We start from the raw sequence: 15405 nt of genomic DNA, 5'->3' as shown, positions 1-15405 counted from the left end.
GCGAAACAATCGGGGTACGGTATCTGGCCAACCAATCATTGCGGATCAGCTCCGCTCAGAGATCAAGTACCAGCCGTTCCGGATCCTCCAGGCTTTCCTTGACGCGGACCAGGAAGGTCACCGCTTCCTTGCCGTCGACGATGCGGTGATCGTAGCTGAGCGCCAGATACATCATCGGCCGGATCACGATCTGGCCGCCGACCACGACAGGCCGGTCCTGGATCTTGTGCATGCCGAGAATGCCCGACTGCGGCGCGTTGAGGATCGGCGTCGACATCAGCGACCCGTAAACGCCACCGTTGGAAATCGTAAACGTGCCGCCTTGCATATCCGCCACCGACAGCTTGCCGTCGCGGGCGGCGATGCCGAGCCGGCCGATATCCTTCTCGATCTCGGCGATCGACATCTGGTCGGCATCGCGCACGACCGGTACGACCAGGCCCTTTTCGGTGCCGACCGCGACGCCGATGTGGGCGTAGTTCTTGAAGATGATGTCCGTGCCATCGATCTCGGCATTGACCGAAGGGATTTCCTTCAGCGCATGCGTCACCGCCTTGGTGAAGAAGCCCATGAAGCCGAGCTTCACGCCATGCTTCTTCTCGAACACGTCCTTGTATTTGGCCCGCAGCGCCATCACCGCGCTCATGTCGACCTCGTTGAAGGTGGTCAGCATGGCGGCGGTCGACTGCGCTTCCTTCAGTCGGCGCGCGATGGTCTGGCGCAATTTGGTCATGCGCACGCGCTCCTCGCGCGACGCGTCGTCGCCCGAGGACGGCGCCCGCACGACAATTGGTGCCGGCGCTGTCTTGGGGGTCTCGGCCGGCTGCGACGGCGCGCCTTTGGAGATGGCGTCGAGCACGTCGCCCTTCAGCACCTGGCCGCGCTTGCCTGAACCGGAAACCTGGTCGACCGACAGATTGTGCTCGGCTATCAGCTTTGCCGCTGCCGGTGCCGGCGGCATGGTGCGCGGCTCGACCGCGCCGGCGTCGCCGGCGATCTTGGCGGTCTCGGCCGCGGCCTGCTTGCCAGTCGATGCCGCATTCGGCGACGAAGCCTGCGATACCGCTTGCGGTTTGGTCGCCGGGGCAGCGGCACCACCGCCGGCCGCGATCGACCCGAGAAGCGCGCCGACATTGACCGTGTCGCCCTCATTGGCGGTGATTTCGCTCAGCGTGCCCGCGGCGGCGGCCGGGACCTCCACGGTCACCTTGTCGGTTTCGAGCTCGACCAGCGGCTCGTCGGCGGCAATGGCGTCGCCGACCTTCTTGAACCATTTGCCGATAGTCGCCTCGGTGACGGATTCGCCGAGAGTGGGAACGCGGATTTCGGTAGCCATTGTGCCTGTCCGTTCTTTCGGTTCTGTTTTGTCAGCCCGGTTCTGTTTTATTCGCCAAGCGCGTCTTCGAGCAGGGCGGCGAGTTGGGCGAGGTGCTTGGACATCAATCCGGTCGCCGGCGACGCGGCCGCCGGCCGGCCGGTATAGCGCACCCGCTGATGCTTGGCGTCGATATGCGCCAGCACCCATTCCAGATAGGGGTCGATGAACGACCAGGCGCCCATATTCTTGGGCTCCTCCTGGCACCACACCATCTCGGCGTTGCGGAAGCGCGACAGTTCCGTGATCAGCGCCTTGGCCGGGAACGGGTAGAGCTGTTCGACGCGCAGCAGATAGATGTCGTTGATGCCGCGCTTCTCGCGCTCCTCGTAGAGGTCGTAATAGACCTTGCCCGAGCACAGCACGACGCGGCGGATCTTGGAATCCTTGGTCAGCTTGATCGGCTGGTTGGGCAACAGCTGGGCATCGTCCCACAGCAGCCGGTGGAACGAGCTTTCGCCAGAGATTTCCGGCAGCGTCGACACCGCCCGCTTGTGGCGCAGCAGCGACTTCGGCGTCATCAGGATCAGCGGCTTGCGGAAGTCCCGCTTCAGCTGCCGGCGCAATATGTGGAAGTAATTGGCCGGCGTGGTGCAGTTGGCCACTTGCATGTTGTCTTCGGCGCAAAGTTGCAGGAAGCGCTCGAGCCGGGCCGAGGAATGTTCCGGACCCTGGCCTTCATAGCCATGCGGCAACAGGCAGACGAGACCCGACATTCTGAGCCACTTGCGCTCGCCCGACGAGATGAACTGGTCGAACACCACCTGGGCGCCGTTGGCGAAGTCGCCAAACTGTGCTTCCCATAGCGTCAGCGCCTTCGGCTCGGCCAGGCTGTAGCCATATTCGAAGCCGAGCACCGCCTCTTCCGACAGCATCGAGTTGATGACTTCGTAGCCGGCTTGCGCGGCCGACAGATTGTTGAGCGGGATGTAGCGGGTCTCGTCGCGCTGGTCATAGAGCACCGAGTGGCGCTGCGAGAAGGTGCCGCGTTCGGAATCCTGCCCAGACAGTCGGATCGGGTTGCCGTCGAGCAGGATGGCGCCGAAGGCCAGCGCCTCGGCGGTCGACCAGTCGATGCCTTCGCCGGATTCGATAGCCTGGCGACGGTTTTCGAGGAAGCGGATGATCGTCTTGTGCGCCTCGAAATCCTTCGGCACCTCGGTCAGCTTCTTGCCGATTTCCTTCAGCGTCTTGACCGGGACGGCGGTCTTGCCCCGCCTTTGTTCGTCCTGGTTGTCGGCCGTGCGCAGGCCCGACCAGGCGCCGTCGAGCCAATCCGCCTTGTTGGGCTTGTAGTGTTGGCCGACTTCCCACTCGGATTCCAGATGCGTGCGCCAGTCGGCCTTCATCTGGTCGAGCTCGGCCTGGCTGATGTGGCCCTCGGCGATCAGCCGGTCGCCATAGATCTGCACCGTCGTTTTGTGGGTGCGGATGTTGCGGTACATGATCGGCTGGGTGAACGCCGGTTCGTCGCCCTCATTGTGGCCGAAGCGGCGGTAGCAGAACATGTCGACCACAACAGGCTTGTGGAACTTCATGCGGAATTCGATCGCCACCTTGGTGGCGTGGACCACCGCTTCCGGGTCGTCGCCGTTGACGTGGAAGATCGGCGCCTCGATCATCTTGGCGACATCGGACGGATAGGGCGACGAGCGCGAGAAGCGCGGATTGGTGGTGAAACCGATCTGGTTGTTGATGATGAAATGCAGCGTGCCGGCGACGCGGTGGCCGCGCAGGCCGGACAGGCCGAGGATTTCGGCGATCACGCCCTGGCCGGCGAAGGCGGCGTCGCCGTGCAGCAACAGCGGCAGCACCTTGGCGCGTTCTTCCAGCGGCACGATCTCCTCGCGGCCGCGGCCGAAAAGATAGTCCTGCTTGGCGCGTGCCTTGCCCATCACCACCGGGTCGACGATCTCGAGATGGGAAGGGTTTGCGGTTAGCGACAAATGCACCTTGTTGCCGTCGAACTCGCGATCCGACGAGGCGCCGAGATGGTACTTGACGTCGCCCGAGCCCTCGACCTCGTCGGGTGCGGCCGAGCCGCCCTTGAACTCGTGGAAGATGGCGCGGTGCGGCTTGGCCATCACCTGTGACAGCACGTTCAGCCGGCCGCGATGCGCCATGCCGAGAACGATCTCCTTCATGCCGAGCTGACCGCCGCGCTTGACGATCTGCTCCAGCGCCGGGATCAGCGCTTCGCTGCCGTCGAGGCCGAAACGCTTGGTGCCCTTGTACTTGACGTCGATGAACTGCTCGAAGCCTTCCGCCTCGACCAGCTTTTGCAGGATCGCCTTCTTGCCGGTGGCGGTGAAGGAGATCTCCTTGTCGGCGCCCTCGATGCGCGCTTGGATCCAGGCCTTTTCCTCGGGGTCGGAGATATGCATGAATTCGACGCCCAGCGTCGAGCAGTAGGTGCGGGTCAGGATCTCCAGCATCTGCCGGATGGTGCCAAATTCCAGTCCGAGCACATTGTCGAGGAAGATCGGCCGGTCGTAGTCGGCTTCGGTGAAGCCGTAATTCTCCGGCGACAATTCATTGTAGTCCTCGAGCGGCTTGGCGATGCCGAGCGGGTCGAGATTGGCGTGCAGATGGCCGCGCATGCGGTAGGCGCGGATCATCATGATGGCGCGCACGGAATCGCGTGTCGCCTGGTGCACGTCGGCGTCGGAAAGCACGACGCCGTTGGTGACCGCCTTGTCCTTGACCTTCTTTTCCAGATGCTTCTCGACAATGCCCCAATTGCCGTCGAGCGCCGACACCAGTTCGCCATTGGCCTGCATCGGCCAGGAGGGCTTCGCCCATGAGGCGCCCTTGGCATTGTTGCGCACGTCGCCGGCATCGTCCTTCAGCCCGGCGAAGAACTCCTGCCACTCGGGATTGACCGAAGCAGGATCATCCTCATAGGCGGCATAGAGCGCGTCGATGTAATCGGCGTTGCCGCCATAGAGGAAAGAGGTGAGCGAAAACTGGTCGTTGGCCTGATCTTGTCTTGCCATTTTTTGTGCGGAGCCTGGCTCCGTCTCCTGTTTTTGGAAGGGAGTAGGGGAATAAGGCAGTAAGGGAGTAGGGCATTTTTGCCGCTGCTATTTCCCTACTGCCCTACTCCCTTACTCCCCTACTCCCTTAACCTTTGATCGCCTCGACCAGCGTCGTACCCAGCCGCGCCGGCGAGGGCGAAACCTTTATCCCGGCCGATTCCATTGCCGCGATCTTGTCCTCGGCGCCGCCCTTGCCGCCGGAGATGACCGCGCCCGCGTGGCCCATGGTGCGGCCGGCCGGCGCCGTGCGTCCGGCGATGAAGCCGGCCATCGGCTTGCTTCGGCCACGCTTGGCTTCATCCTTGAGGAACTGCGCGGCGTCTTCCTCGGCCGAACCGCCGATCTCGCCGATCATGATGATCGACTTGGTCTCGTCATCGGCGAGGAACATCTCGAGCACGTCGATGAACTCGGTGCCCTTGACGGGATCGCCGCCAATGCCGACGGCGGTCGTCTGGCCGAGGCCGACATTGGTGGTCTGGAACACTGCCTCATAGGTAAGCGTTCCCGAGCGCGAAACAACGCCGACCGAGCCCTTGCGGAAGATGTTTCCCGGCATGATGCCGATCTTGCATTCGTTGGGGGTAAGCACGCCGGGGCAGTTCGGGCCGATAAGCCGCGAAGCCGAGCGGTCGAGCCGCGCCTTGACCTTGATCATGTCCATCACCGGGATGCCTTCAGTGATGCAGATGATCAGCGGGATCTCGGCCTCGATCGCTTCCAGGATGGCTTCGGCCGCACCCGCCGGCGGCACATAGACGACGGATGCGTTGGCGCCGGTCTTCTCCTTGCCTTCGGCGACGGTGGCGAAGATCGGCAGGCTTTCGCCCTTCGAGCCGGTCCAGGTCTCGCCCCCCTTCTTGGGATGGATGCCGCCGATCATCTTGGTGCCATGATAGGCCAGCGCCTGCTCGGTGTGGAACGTGCCGGTCTTGCCGGTCAGGCCCTGCACCAGCACCTTGGTGTTCTTGTCGACGAGAATGGACATGGATGATAACGCCTCTGAATTCAGCGATTACAAGAAAGGATTGACGGCTCGTACTGAGCCATAAACCTGGTTGTGGTTAAGGTCCTCGGTGTAGAAAATCGGCGCGCCGAGATACCCGGCCGCGGCGAGAAGCGCGGCGTCGTAGTAGTGAATTCCGTAACGGCGCGCGAGGTCCAGCCCAGAGCGGACATAGCTTTCATCGACGGGCACCAAAGGACAGGTCCCGAGGAGAACCAGCCACTGGTCGAGCAGATCATCGCCCAGAAGGGATTTCGCTCGCGACACTGCTGCGAATTCGGCCAAAGTTTGCCCCGACACGCCAAAGACGGTGCTCGATACCAGTTCTTCGGCGATTGGCGCGCGCCGTGGGTCACGATTCTTCTCCGAAGCCGCGTAGATCAGGACGTTCGTGTCGAGAAAGCAGTCGATCTTCCCGGTCGGCATAGGCGTCCCTTCGATCCCACTTGTAAGGGGTGTCGGCGCTGTCGCTCCGTTTCGCGGCCTCGTCCATGAGGCGCTTCATTCCCGCCTTGGCCCAGGCAATCCGGTCTTCCTGCTCGACCTCATGCGCAAGCAGCGAACGAATAAGGGCGTTGAGCGTGGTCTTGCGACGTCCGGCAAGGCCTCGCGCCTTTTCGAGCAGAGCCTCGTCCATGGCCAGGGTGACGTTCTTCATCGCTCGTCTCCACATAAATACACAGCCATTATATGTGTGATTATGTGTATTCCTTCAACCACCTTGCCCACGATCTCCATCAATCAGCCTTCCCCGAGGAAGGCGAGATGCGCTTGTAGACGCCGCTCACCATGCCTTGCCAAATGTCGCTGCCGGCGGATTTGAATTGCAGCCGCATGCGATAGGCATCGGCATCGTCGAAAACATACGTCACGCGCGCCGAGCCGCGCGGCGAGGACCGCTCCAGAACCAACTCGCTCCCGTTCCATGAGCCCGCGGCCGGCGACGCCGGTACAAAGCCCATCGAATCGAACTGATACATGGTGACGACGCTGTTTTGCTGGTCGAAGCCGAACACGCTGTGCGCGCCGAAGGAAATCGTGCCGTCGCGGCGCTGGCGGTAGCGCTGCACCACGAACAGACCGCCGAACTGTGCCTCTGCCAGTACTTCCGACGTCGCTGTGCCGCCATCGGCCCATTGCGTGTCCGCCACCTCTTCCTCGCCGCGCCACGCGCCGACCAGCGCCTGCAGGCGCTGGTGATCGGCTGAGAGCGAGGAGAAGGAAGCCGCGTTCATGGTCAGAGCCGCTTCAGATCGGCGACGGTGAGGTCGCTCTTGGCGTTGCCGGTGTTGAGCGTCGTCGCCGGCTCGAACATCAGCACCACAGGCTCGGCGGTCAGCGAGCGCGGCCGATGCTCGACGCCGCGCGGCACGACGATGAAGTCGCCCTCGCCGAGTTCGACCGGACCGTCACGGAAATCGATGGCAATGCGCCCGCGCAGCACGAGAAAGGCTTCATCCTCGTTCTCATGCGCGTGCCAGTCGAAGACCTCGCCGAACTTGGCGACTTTCGCCTGGCTGTCGTTCACGTCGCCGGCAATGTGCGGATCAAAGACCTTTGTGATCTTCGCGTCCGCGGCCTCGACCAGGTTTATCTTGCGCGGAGGCATCCGCTCAGCCCTTCACCGCCGCCACGATCTTCTTGGCTGCGTCGTCGAGATCGTCGGCCGAAACCACGTTCAGGCCGCTATCGTTGATGATCTTCTTGCCGAGTTCGGCATTGGTGCCTTCCAGGCGCACCACCAGCGGCACTTTCAGGCCGACTTCCTTGACCGCGGCGATGACGCCCTCGGCGATGATGTCGCACTTCATGATGCCGCCGAAGATGTTGATCAGGATGCCCTTGACCGCCGGATCCTTGGTGATGATCTTGAACGCCGCCGTCACCTTCTCCTTCGATGCGCCGCCGCCGACATCGAGGAAGTTAGCCGGCTCGGCACCGTAGAGTTTGATGATGTCCATCGTCGCCATGGCGAGGCCGGCGCCGTTGACCATGCAACCGATATTGCCGTCGAGCGCGACATAGGCGAGGTCGTATTTCGACGCCTCGATCTCCTTCTCGTCCTCTTCGGTGGTGTCGCGCAGTTCGAGCACATCGGGATGGCGGAACAGCGCGTTGTTGTCGAACGACACTTTTGCGTCGAGCACGCGCAGCCGGCCGTTCTTCATGACGATCAGCGGATTGACCTCGAGCAGGCTCATGTCCTTCTCGACAAAGGCCTTGTAGAGGATCGGGAACAGCGTATCGCCATCCTTGGCCGCGTCGCCGTCGAGCTTCAGCGCGCCGTTGAGCGCCTTCAGGTCAGCAGATGTGACGCCCTTTTCCGGATCGATGGCGACGGTGATGATCTTTTCCGGCGTGTCATGCGCGACCGCCTCGATGTCCATGCCACCTTCGGTCGAAACGACGAAGGCGACGCGGCCGACCGAACGGTCGACCAGGATCGATAGATACAGCTCACGCTCGATATCGGCGCCGTCCTCGATGTAGAGGCGGTTGACCTGTTTGCCGGCCGGGCCGGTCTGTTTGGTGACCAGCGTGTTGCCGAGCATTTCGTTGGCGTTGGCAACGACTTCCGCCACCGACTTCGCCAGCCGCACGCCGCGCTTGGCGTCCGGGCCAAGTTCAGTGAATTTGCCCTTGCCGCGGCCGCCGGCATGGATCTGGCTCTTCACCACATAGAGCGGACCCGGCAGCGCCTTGGCGGCGGCTTCCGCCTCGCTCGCCTTGAACACCGGCACGCCTTCGGCCACCGGTGCGCCAAAACCCTTCAGCAGCGCCTTGCCTTGATACTCATGGATATTCATATGGATCGTCTCCAGATCGGCTGCTGGGTTTACTTCGAGGCGAGCTGCGGCGCGATCTTGACGCAGGCCTCGGTCAGGCCCTGCACCGTCGCCACCGAGGAGTCGAACATCTTCTGTTCGCTCTTGTTGAGCTCGATCTCGATGATGCGCTCGACGCCGCCGGCGCCGATCACCACGGGAACGCCAACATAGGTGTTCTTGACGCCATATTGGCCGGAGAGGTGCGCGGCGCAGGGCAGCACGCGCTTCTTGTCCTTGAGATAGGCTTCCGCCATCGAGATGGCCGAGGCCGCAGGCGCATAGTAGGCCGAGCCGGTCTTGAGCAGGCCGACGATCTCGGCGCCGCCGTCGCGGGTGCGCTGCACGATTTGGTCGAGCTTTTCCTTCGAGGTCCAGCCCATCTTCACGAGGTCGGGCAGCGGAATGCCCGATACCGTGGAATAGCGGATCATCGGCACCATCGAATCGCCATGGCCGCCGAGCACGAAAGCAGTAACGTCCTCGACCGAGACCTTGAACTCCTCGGCCAGGAAATAGCGGAAGCGCGCGCTGTCGAGCACGCCGGCCATGCCGACGACATGGCTGTTGGGCAGCCCGGAAAACTTCTGCAGCGCCCAGACCATGGCGTCGAGCGGATTGGTGATGCAGATGACGAAGGCCTTCGGCGCATACTTCTTCAGGCCGGCACCGACCTGTTCCATGACCTTCAAGTTGATGCCCAGAAGGTCGTCGCGGCTCATGCCCGGCTTGCGCGGCACGCCGGCGGTGACGATGCAGACGTCCGCACCCTCGATGCCGGCATAGTCATTGACGCCGGTCAGCCGGGAATCGAAACCATCGACCGGCGACGACTGCGCGATATCAAGCCCCTTGCCTTGCGGAATACCCTCGGCAATATCGAACAGCACCACGTCGCCGAGGTCCTTGAGCCCGATCATGTGGGCTAGCGTGCCGCCGATCATGCCCGAGCCGATAAGCGCTATCTTGTTGCGTGCCATGTGAGGATGTTTTCCCTTTGTCTGTGACTGCGCCCAAATCTTTGACGACTTGATGACGGGGCCGAGGAAGAGGCCGGAATGCTGCGGGAGACCGTGAGATTTCGCCGCACCCAATAGCTCCAGCGCAAAGTAAATTCAAACGATTATTTTGGGGTGAGCATTTTCAATCGGTTAGAGGCATTTGGAGTTACGTAAACGTCAAAGTTTGTGAGCCGACTGAAGAGAACTTACACAACCAAGATGGAGATAAGAAGGCTCTTTGCGGCGATGACGCCCTTGTGATGCCGGTTGCCGGGAAATTCTTCGGCTGTCAGGCCGATCGAACGCACCGAAGCTGACCTGTCTTCAGGCCTGTGCCTGCTGAGCATCCGCCCTGGCCATCCGCCGCTCCGCCCAGTCTTCCAGCCAGTCGCGACTCTGCATCTCAACGAGTCGCGACGCCGTGCGTTCGAACTCGAAGACCTCGACGCCCCGCTTGGCCGCGTAAAGGGCCTGCGGCGCCGCCTCGGCGCTCATCACCAGCCGCGCATGATGATCGTAGAGCGTGTCGATCAAAAGGATGAAGCGCTTGGCCTCGTTGCGCTTGCCTTCGCCCAGCACCGGCACATGGTCGATGAAAACGGTCGAAAAGCGCCCGGCAATCGCCAGATAGTCTCGCGCGCCGAGCGGCTTTTCGCACAGATCGGCGAAGGAAAACCGCGCCGCTTCGCCGGCAGCAGCCGGCACGGCGACCTGCCGCCCCTTGAGGGTCAGCGACGTCCCGACCGTCGGCGCGCCTCGCGTCATCGTTTGCCAGGCCTGGTCGAGCGCCTGGTCCGCCGCGGCGTCGGCCGGTGTGACATAGACCGGCATGCGGGCAAGCTTTTCCAGCCGGTAATCCTTGTCGGCGTCGAGCGACAGCACATGCGCGTGGCGTTCCAGTATGGCAATGAACGGCAGGAAGAGCTGGCGGTTGAGCCCGTCTCGATAGAGATTTTCCGGCGCCACGTTCGAGGTGGCGACCAGCACCACACCGCTGGCGAACAGCGCTGAGAACAGCCTGGACAGGATCATCGCATCGGCAATGTCGGTGACCGAGAATTCGTCGAAGCACAGTACCCAAGCCTGCTCGGCCAGCGCCTTGGCTACCGGCGGGATCGGATCGTCCCCCTTGACCGTGCCATCCTTGCGCGCCTGCCGGTGCTTCTGGATACGGTCCTGCACCTCGGCCATGAAATCGTTGAAGTGGACGCGGCGCTTGCGCCTGACCGGCACCAGCTCGAAGAACATGTCCATCAGCATGGTCTTGCCGCGGCCGACGCCGCCGTGGATATAGAGACCCTTGACGGCTTCATGCGTCTCGCGCTTGCGGGCGAACAGCCAGCCAAGCGCGCTGGACTTATGCGCCAGCCGTTTGGCCGAGATCTCGTCGATCAGCCGGTCGAGCGCGAACGCGATCCGTTCCTGTGCCGGATCGCGTTCGATGGCGGCGCCTTCCACCAGATGGTCGTAGCGCTGCCTGACGGTCGCATGGGTCTGGAGGCCGTCACGCAGATGCATCTGTCACGTCGTTCTGGAGCAATTCCAGGAAAAGTGTGTAGCGGTTTTCCGTCCGGAATTTTGTAAAAACAAACAAGAGGAAGGTCGGTCTATCTTGTAAGCGAAATCGGCTGACCGTTGGAAATCTGGCCGTCGAACTTCGAGCCGCCCGAGGAATAAAGCCGCGCCAACGAACCGCCATTCTCGTCATAGAGCGTCAGCTGCTTGCCGGCGACGTTCCACGACTTGATGCCGTCGATCGGCGGCGGGCAATGCAGCGGCCCGGCGCGGAAGCCGGCGCCGAACTTGGTCTGCGGCGTCGCCACCTTGCAGCTCTGGCCCGAAACACTGGCGTTCCAGACGCCGGCGACGCTGGCGGCGTTGAGATCCGAGGCTCCGGCGGGCGCCGAACCGTCCGGCGGCAACGACGCTACCTGCGTATTCGCCGGTGCGGTCGGGAACTGCGATGGGTCGGTGGTGCCGGGCGAAGCTGGCGGCGGCAGCTGATTCGCGGTCACCTTGCCGGCGGGCGCGGCCTCCAGCGGTGCCGGCTGCTGGTCGTCCATCGACGAGAATCGTGAGGTCGAGCAGCCGCTTGCAACGAGCGCCGCCAGCGATACGGCCACCAGGCCGCTTTTCGAAAAAGTCATACCAACCTCCGTCGGATCCGGCTGGGGGGAAGCCGTCCGCGCAATATCACCTCCACCAAGATGGAGAAGGTGGCGAAATTTCAACCTGATATGGTTAAAATAGGGTTTGCGGCAAGAATGTTGCAAATTTATCGCACTCACCGCACCAGCAGCGCTGGGCACGAACACATATTCGCTGGATCCGACGACATAGCCCTTGCGGCTTGTCGATCGCTCCGGCCAGCACGATGTGGTGGTGAGCCAGCGCGGCTGCCTCTGCCGCATCGGGATCCGCGCCGGCAAACGCTTGCGCCAGCAAGAACACGGCTTATGTCTAGCAAACGCAACCCGCCGGAGCTTGAAATTGGCAGCGAGAAAGAAAGCCGCCAATCGCTATTACAGCGGCCCGCCGAGCGATCATTTCGACGGCAACCTGTTCTTCAACCCCGATGGCCAGATGCCAGGGCGTTTTTCCGACCTGCTGAAATGGCAGTTGAGCGGCCAACGCTCGAAGTGGCCGGCCACCGACCCGAGCCCCTTGCCGCAGGCAAAGCCGGCCAGGCGGGTGGACGGTTCCGACCTGAAGGTGACCATGGTCGGCCATTCCACCTTGCTGATCCAGACGGCCGGCCTGAACTTCCTCACCGATCCGGTATGGTCGCTGCGCACGTCGCCGTTTTCCTTCGCCGGACCAAAACGTGTCGCTCCGCCAGGTATTGCCTTCGCCGATCTGCCGCCGATCGATCTCGTATTGGTCAGCCACAACCACTACGACCATCTCGACCTCGCCACGCTCAAGCAGCTGAAGGCCGGCCACGATCCGCTGGTGATCACACCGTTCGGCAACGACACCATCATCGATGCCGCCGTGCCCGGCATGCGGCTGTCGGCGCATGACTGGGGCGACAGGGTCGAGCTCGGCAACGGCGTTTTCGTCCATGTCGAGCCGGCGCATCATTGGTCGGCGCGCGGCGCCCGCGACCGGCGCATGGCCTTGTGGGCCGGATTCGTCATCGGCACGCCGGCCGGCAATATCTATTTCGCCGGCGATACGGGTTTCCACGATGGCATCAACTATCGACTGATGGCCGAAAAGCACGGCGGCTTCCGCTTCGCCATCCTGCCGATTGGTGCCTACGAGCCGCGCTGGTTCATGGCGCCGCAGCACCAGAACCCGCAAGAGGCCGTGGAAGGCATGAGGCTGTGCAATGCTGCCCATGCCGCCGGCTGCCACTGGGGCACCTTCCAGCTCACCGACGAACCGTTCGACGAGCCGGTCCGCAAATTGGCCGAGGCGCTTGACGGGCAAGGCATCCCGCGAGAGCACTTTCGCGCCTTGCGGCCGGGAGAAGTCTGGGACGTGCCGGAAACGGCGACATCCTGAATTGAATCGGCCCGCGGTCAACGGAACCGAAAGCGCGACAGCCGCGTTTGTCATACGATTTCGAATCTGTCGATTGCGAGGCATTCCAATGATCAGATGGATCGTCATTCTTCTTATCATCGCCGCCGCGGCGAGCCTGCTTGGCATGCCGGCGCTGGCCGGAGCCGCCGCCACTGGCGCGCGCATTCTCATCGGCATCGTCCTGATCATCTTCCTGCTGGTGGTGCTTGGGGTCTTCGCGGTGACCTGAGAGAGACCGTTTGGAAAATCTGCACTTCGACCATCTGGAGGCGTCTCCAGCGCCTCTGATGCCCACCGATCGAACGTCCGCTGCGCTCCGGTTTTGGAAACCGCCACCATATGGCTAGCCGGAGTGAATTTCGAAGCCCTCTCCAAGGCGGCTGCGCACTGGTAATTCCTGCCCGTTTCCGCCATATAGCGCCAAACGGACACGGAATTCGCGGAGCAATGGCAAGCACGGCCCCTTTCGCCAAGATGAACGGCATCGGCAACGAGATCATCGTCGCCGATATGCGCAGCCGTGCCGATCGGGTGACGGCGGCGGCGGCCATTGCGCTGAACGCCGATGCCGCGACCCGCTTCGACCAGATCATGGCGATCCATGACGCGAAGACGCCGGGCACCGCCTTTTTCATCGATATATTGAATTCCGACGGTTCCGGTGCGCAGGCCTGCGGCAACGGCATGCGCTGCGTCGTCCAGGCGCTCGCCGCCGAAACCGGCCAGAAGACCTTCACCTTCGAGACCGTGGCCGGCATCCTCAACGCGCGCGAGCATGTCGACGGGTCGATCTCGGTCGACATGGGCACGCCGCGCTTCGGCTGGCAGGACATCCCGCTGGCCGAGGAGTTTCGCGACACCCGCATGATCGAGTTGCAGATCGGTCCGATCGACGCGCCGGTACTGCATTCGCCATCGGTCGTCTCGATGGGCAATCCGCACGCCATCTTCTGGGTCGACCGCGACGTCTGGTCCTATGAGCTCGACCGCTTCGGCCCGCTGCTCGAGAACCACCCGATCTTCCCCGAACGCGCCAACATCACCATTGCCCAGGTCACGTCGCCCGAAACCATGGTCATCCGCACCTGGGAGCGCGGCGCCGGCCTGACCAAGGCCTGCGGCACAGCCTCCTGCGCCGCCGTGGTTGCTGCCGCCCGTACCAAGCGGACCGGCCGCGGCGTCAGCCTGCTGACCCCCGGCGGCGGCACGCTGCATGTCGAATGGCGCGAGGACGATCACGTCATCCTCACCGGTGCCGCCGAATGGGAGTTTTCCGGCAGCTTCGACCCATCGACCGGGACATGGGCTCGCGATAACGAAAGCGCGGCCTGATGTCGGCTCTGTCCAAGGGTGTCGACATCGTGACCTTCGGCTGCCGGCTGAATACCTATGAATCCGAGGTGATGCGGCGCGAGGCCGAAACCGCCGGCCTCGGCGCGCTGGATGGCGGCGCGGTGATCTTCAACACCTGCGCCGTCACCGGCGAGGCCGTGCGCCAGGCCAAGCAAGCGATCCGCAAGGCGCGCCGTGACAACCCGCTAGCGCGCATCATCGTCACCGGCTGCGCCGCGCAGACCGAGCCGCAGAATTTCGCCGCGATGGACGAGGTCGATCTGGTCCTCGGCAATGAGGAGAAGCTAAAGGCGAATTCTTACCGCGCTCTGCCGGATTTCGGCGTCAACGACACCGAGAAGGCGCGCGTCAACGACATCTTTTCGGTGCGTGAGACCGCCGGCCACATGGTCGACGCCATCGAAGGCCGCGCGCGCGCCTTCGTCCAGGTGCAGAATGGCTGCGACCACCGCTGCACCTTCTGCATCATCCCATACGGCCGTGGCAATTCTCGCTCGGTGCCGATGGGCGCCGTGGTCGAACAGGTCAAGCGGCTCACTGGCAACGGTTATGCCGAGATCGTGCTGACCGGTGTCGACATGACCAGCTTCGGTGCCGACCTCCCGGGCGCGCCGAAACTCGGCAAGCTGGTGAAGACCATCCTGAAGCAGGTGCCCGACGTGAGGCGCCTGCGGCTGTCGTCGATCGACTCGATCGAGGCCGACGACGACCTGCTCGACGCCATCGCCACCGAGCCACGGCTGATGCCGCATCTGCATCTGTCGCTGCAATCGGGCGACGACATGATCCTGAAGCGCATGAAGCGCCGGCATCTGCGCGACCAGTCGATCCGCTTCTGCGAGGATGTGCGCAAGCTGCGCCCCGGCATCGTCTTCGGCGCCGACATCATCGCCGGCTTTCCGACCGAGACCGACGAAATGTTCGAGAACTCGGAAAAAATCGTTGGGGAGTGCGGCCTGACCCATCTCCACGTCTTCCCGTTCAGCCCCCGCGAAGGCACACCCGCCGCGCGCATGCCGCAGGTCCGCCGCGAACTGGTCAAGCAGCGCGCCGCCCGACTGCGCGCTGCCGGCGAGGCCGCCTATGGCAGGCATCTGTCGTCGCTCGCCGGAACGCGCCAGTCTATCCTGATCGAGCGTGACGGCCTCGGCCGCACCGAAGGGTTTACCCTGACCGCACTCGGCGCCGGCGTGCCGGGCGAAATCGTCGAGGCCGAGATCACCGGTCACGATGACGGCCGCCTGATCGCGGCGCCTGTTGCCCGCGCCGCCTGAGA

At 63.2% G+C, this 15405-nt stretch carries 15 protein-coding genes; 4 read left to right on the top strand and 11 right to left on the bottom strand.

Features of this window, described 5'->3' with window-relative positions; genetic code table 11:
* Positions 1-55: 55 nt before the first annotated feature.
* The 11 genes from odhB to NKJ26_RS13100 form a co-directional block, all read right to left on the bottom strand.
* The gene (gene odhB / locus NKJ26_RS13150) at positions 56-1336 is read right to left on the bottom strand and encodes a 2-oxoglutarate dehydrogenase complex dihydrolipoyllysine-residue succinyltransferase (protein WP_352695612.1); all 1281 of its coding nucleotides are present in this window, start codon (positions 1334-1336) and stop codon (positions 56-58) included.
* 47 nt (positions 1337-1383) lie between these two features.
* On the bottom strand, positions 1384-4371 hold the full coding sequence (locus tag NKJ26_RS13145; protein ID WP_352695610.1) for a 2-oxoglutarate dehydrogenase E1 component: 2988 nt from the start codon (positions 4369-4371) through the stop codon (positions 1384-1386).
* 127 nt (positions 4372-4498) lie between these two features.
* Positions 4499-5401 carry a succinate--CoA ligase subunit alpha gene (gene sucD, locus NKJ26_RS13140; RefSeq protein ID WP_027025573.1) on the bottom strand — a complete coding sequence of 301 codons (903 nt, stop codon included), beginning with the start codon at positions 5399-5401 and terminating at the stop codon, positions 4499-4501.
* Positions 5402-5428: 27 nt separating this feature from the next.
* A complete protein-coding gene (locus tag NKJ26_RS13135; RefSeq protein WP_352602979.1) occupies positions 5429-5845 on the bottom strand; it encodes a PIN domain-containing protein in 417 nt (138 codons plus the stop codon).
* Positions 5772-6077, bottom strand: a complete 306-nt coding sequence (locus tag NKJ26_RS13130; RefSeq protein ID WP_140492797.1) for a hypothetical protein — start codon at positions 6075-6077, stop codon at positions 5772-5774. The genes NKJ26_RS13135 and NKJ26_RS13130 overlap by 74 nt, the downstream gene beginning before the upstream one ends.
* A gap of 79 nt (positions 6078-6156) precedes the next feature.
* Positions 6157-6654: a DUF1579 family protein gene (locus tag NKJ26_RS13125; protein ID WP_352602981.1), complete on the bottom strand. Its 498-nt coding sequence runs from the start codon at positions 6652-6654 to the stop codon at positions 6157-6159.
* A gap of 2 nt (positions 6655-6656) precedes the next feature.
* Positions 6657-7028, bottom strand: coding sequence for a cupin domain-containing protein (locus tag NKJ26_RS13120; protein ID WP_352602983.1), 372 nt, complete (start codon positions 7026-7028; stop codon positions 6657-6659).
* A 4-nt stretch (positions 7029-7032) separates the two neighbouring features.
* The gene (sucC, locus tag NKJ26_RS13115; protein ID WP_352695607.1) at positions 7033-8226 is read right to left on the bottom strand and encodes an ADP-forming succinate--CoA ligase subunit beta; all 1194 of its coding nucleotides are present in this window, start codon (positions 8224-8226) and stop codon (positions 7033-7035) included.
* A 29-nt stretch (positions 8227-8255) separates the two neighbouring features.
* Entirely contained in the window at positions 8256-9224 is a 969-nt protein-coding gene (mdh, locus tag NKJ26_RS13110) for a malate dehydrogenase (RefSeq protein WP_352602987.1), read from the bottom strand.
* Between the two features lie 345 nt (positions 9225-9569).
* Complete coding sequence (gene zapE, locus NKJ26_RS13105) at positions 9570-10763, bottom strand: cell division protein ZapE (RefSeq protein WP_352695606.1); 1194 nt, start codon at positions 10761-10763, stop codon at positions 9570-9572.
* 89 nt (positions 10764-10852) lie between these two features.
* Entirely contained in the window at positions 10853-11392 is a 540-nt protein-coding gene (locus NKJ26_RS13100; protein WP_352695605.1) for a protease inhibitor Inh/omp19 family protein, read from the bottom strand.
* Positions 11393-11735: 343 nt separating this feature from the next.
* Between NKJ26_RS13100 and NKJ26_RS13095 the strand changes: the two genes are divergently transcribed.
* The 4 genes from NKJ26_RS13095 (at position 11736) to mtaB (ending at position 15403) form a co-directional block, all read left to right on the top strand.
* Positions 11736-12755: an MBL fold metallo-hydrolase gene (locus NKJ26_RS13095; protein ID WP_352695603.1), complete on the top strand. Its 1020-nt coding sequence runs from the start codon at positions 11736-11738 to the stop codon at positions 12753-12755.
* A gap of 88 nt (positions 12756-12843) precedes the next feature.
* Positions 12844-13005, top strand: coding sequence for a DUF1328 family protein (locus NKJ26_RS13090; protein ID WP_027025692.1), 162 nt, complete (start codon positions 12844-12846; stop codon positions 13003-13005).
* Between the two features lie 218 nt (positions 13006-13223).
* Complete coding sequence (gene dapF, locus NKJ26_RS13085) at positions 13224-14108, top strand: diaminopimelate epimerase (RefSeq protein WP_352695601.1); 885 nt, start codon at positions 13224-13226, stop codon at positions 14106-14108.
* The gene (gene mtaB / locus NKJ26_RS13080; protein ID WP_352695599.1) at positions 14108-15403 is read left to right on the top strand and encodes a tRNA (N(6)-L-threonylcarbamoyladenosine(37)-C(2))-methylthiotransferase MtaB; all 1296 of its coding nucleotides are present in this window, start codon (positions 14108-14110) and stop codon (positions 15401-15403) included. The genes dapF and mtaB overlap by 1 nt, the downstream gene beginning before the upstream one ends.
* The last annotated feature ends 2 nt before the right edge of the window (positions 15404-15405 follow it).

The organism is Mesorhizobium sp. M0152 (assembly GCF_040322415.1).
Taxonomy (GTDB): domain Bacteria; phylum Pseudomonadota; class Alphaproteobacteria; order Rhizobiales; family Rhizobiaceae; genus Mesorhizobium.
This window is presented reverse-complemented; position numbering and strand designations above follow the sequence as displayed.

Coding starts and splice junctions, on each gene's coding strand:
- odhB (WP_352695612.1), bottom strand. CDS start 1,336: ATGGCTACCGAAATCCGCGTTCCCACTCTCGGCGAATCCGTCACCGAG.
- NKJ26_RS13145 (WP_352695610.1), bottom strand. CDS start 4,371: ATGGCAAGACAAGATCAGGCCAACGACCAGTTTTCGCTCACCTCTTTC.
- sucD (WP_027025573.1), bottom strand. CDS start 5,401: ATGTCCATTCTCGTCGACAAGAACACCAAGGTGCTGGTGCAGGGCCTG.
- NKJ26_RS13135 (WP_352602979.1), bottom strand. CDS start 5,845: ATGCCGACCGGGAAGATCGACTGCTTTCTCGACACGAACGTCCTGATC.
- NKJ26_RS13130 (WP_140492797.1), bottom strand. CDS start 6,077: ATGAAGAACGTCACCCTGGCCATGGACGAGGCTCTGCTCGAAAAGGCG.
- NKJ26_RS13125 (WP_352602981.1), bottom strand. CDS start 6,654: ATGAACGCGGCTTCCTTCTCCTCGCTCTCAGCCGATCACCAGCGCCTG.
- NKJ26_RS13120 (WP_352602983.1), bottom strand. CDS start 7,028: ATGCCTCCGCGCAAGATAAACCTGGTCGAGGCCGCGGACGCGAAGATC.
- sucC (WP_352695607.1), bottom strand. CDS start 8,226: ATGAATATCCATGAGTATCAAGGCAAGGCGCTGCTGAAGGGTTTTGGC.
- mdh (WP_352602987.1), bottom strand. CDS start 9,224: ATGGCACGCAACAAGATAGCGCTTATCGGCTCGGGCATGATCGGCGGC.
- zapE (WP_352695606.1), bottom strand. CDS start 10,763: ATGCATCTGCGTGACGGCCTCCAGACCCATGCGACCGTCAGGCAGCGC.
- NKJ26_RS13100 (WP_352695605.1), bottom strand. CDS start 11,392: ATGACTTTTTCGAAAAGCGGCCTGGTGGCCGTATCGCTGGCGGCGCTC.
- NKJ26_RS13090 (WP_027025692.1), top strand. CDS start 12,844: ATGATCAGATGGATCGTCATTCTTCTTATCATCGCCGCCGCGGCGAGC.
- dapF (WP_352695601.1), top strand. CDS start 13,224: ATGGCAAGCACGGCCCCTTTCGCCAAGATGAACGGCATCGGCAACGAG.
- mtaB (WP_352695599.1), top strand. CDS start 14,108: ATGTCGGCTCTGTCCAAGGGTGTCGACATCGTGACCTTCGGCTGCCGG.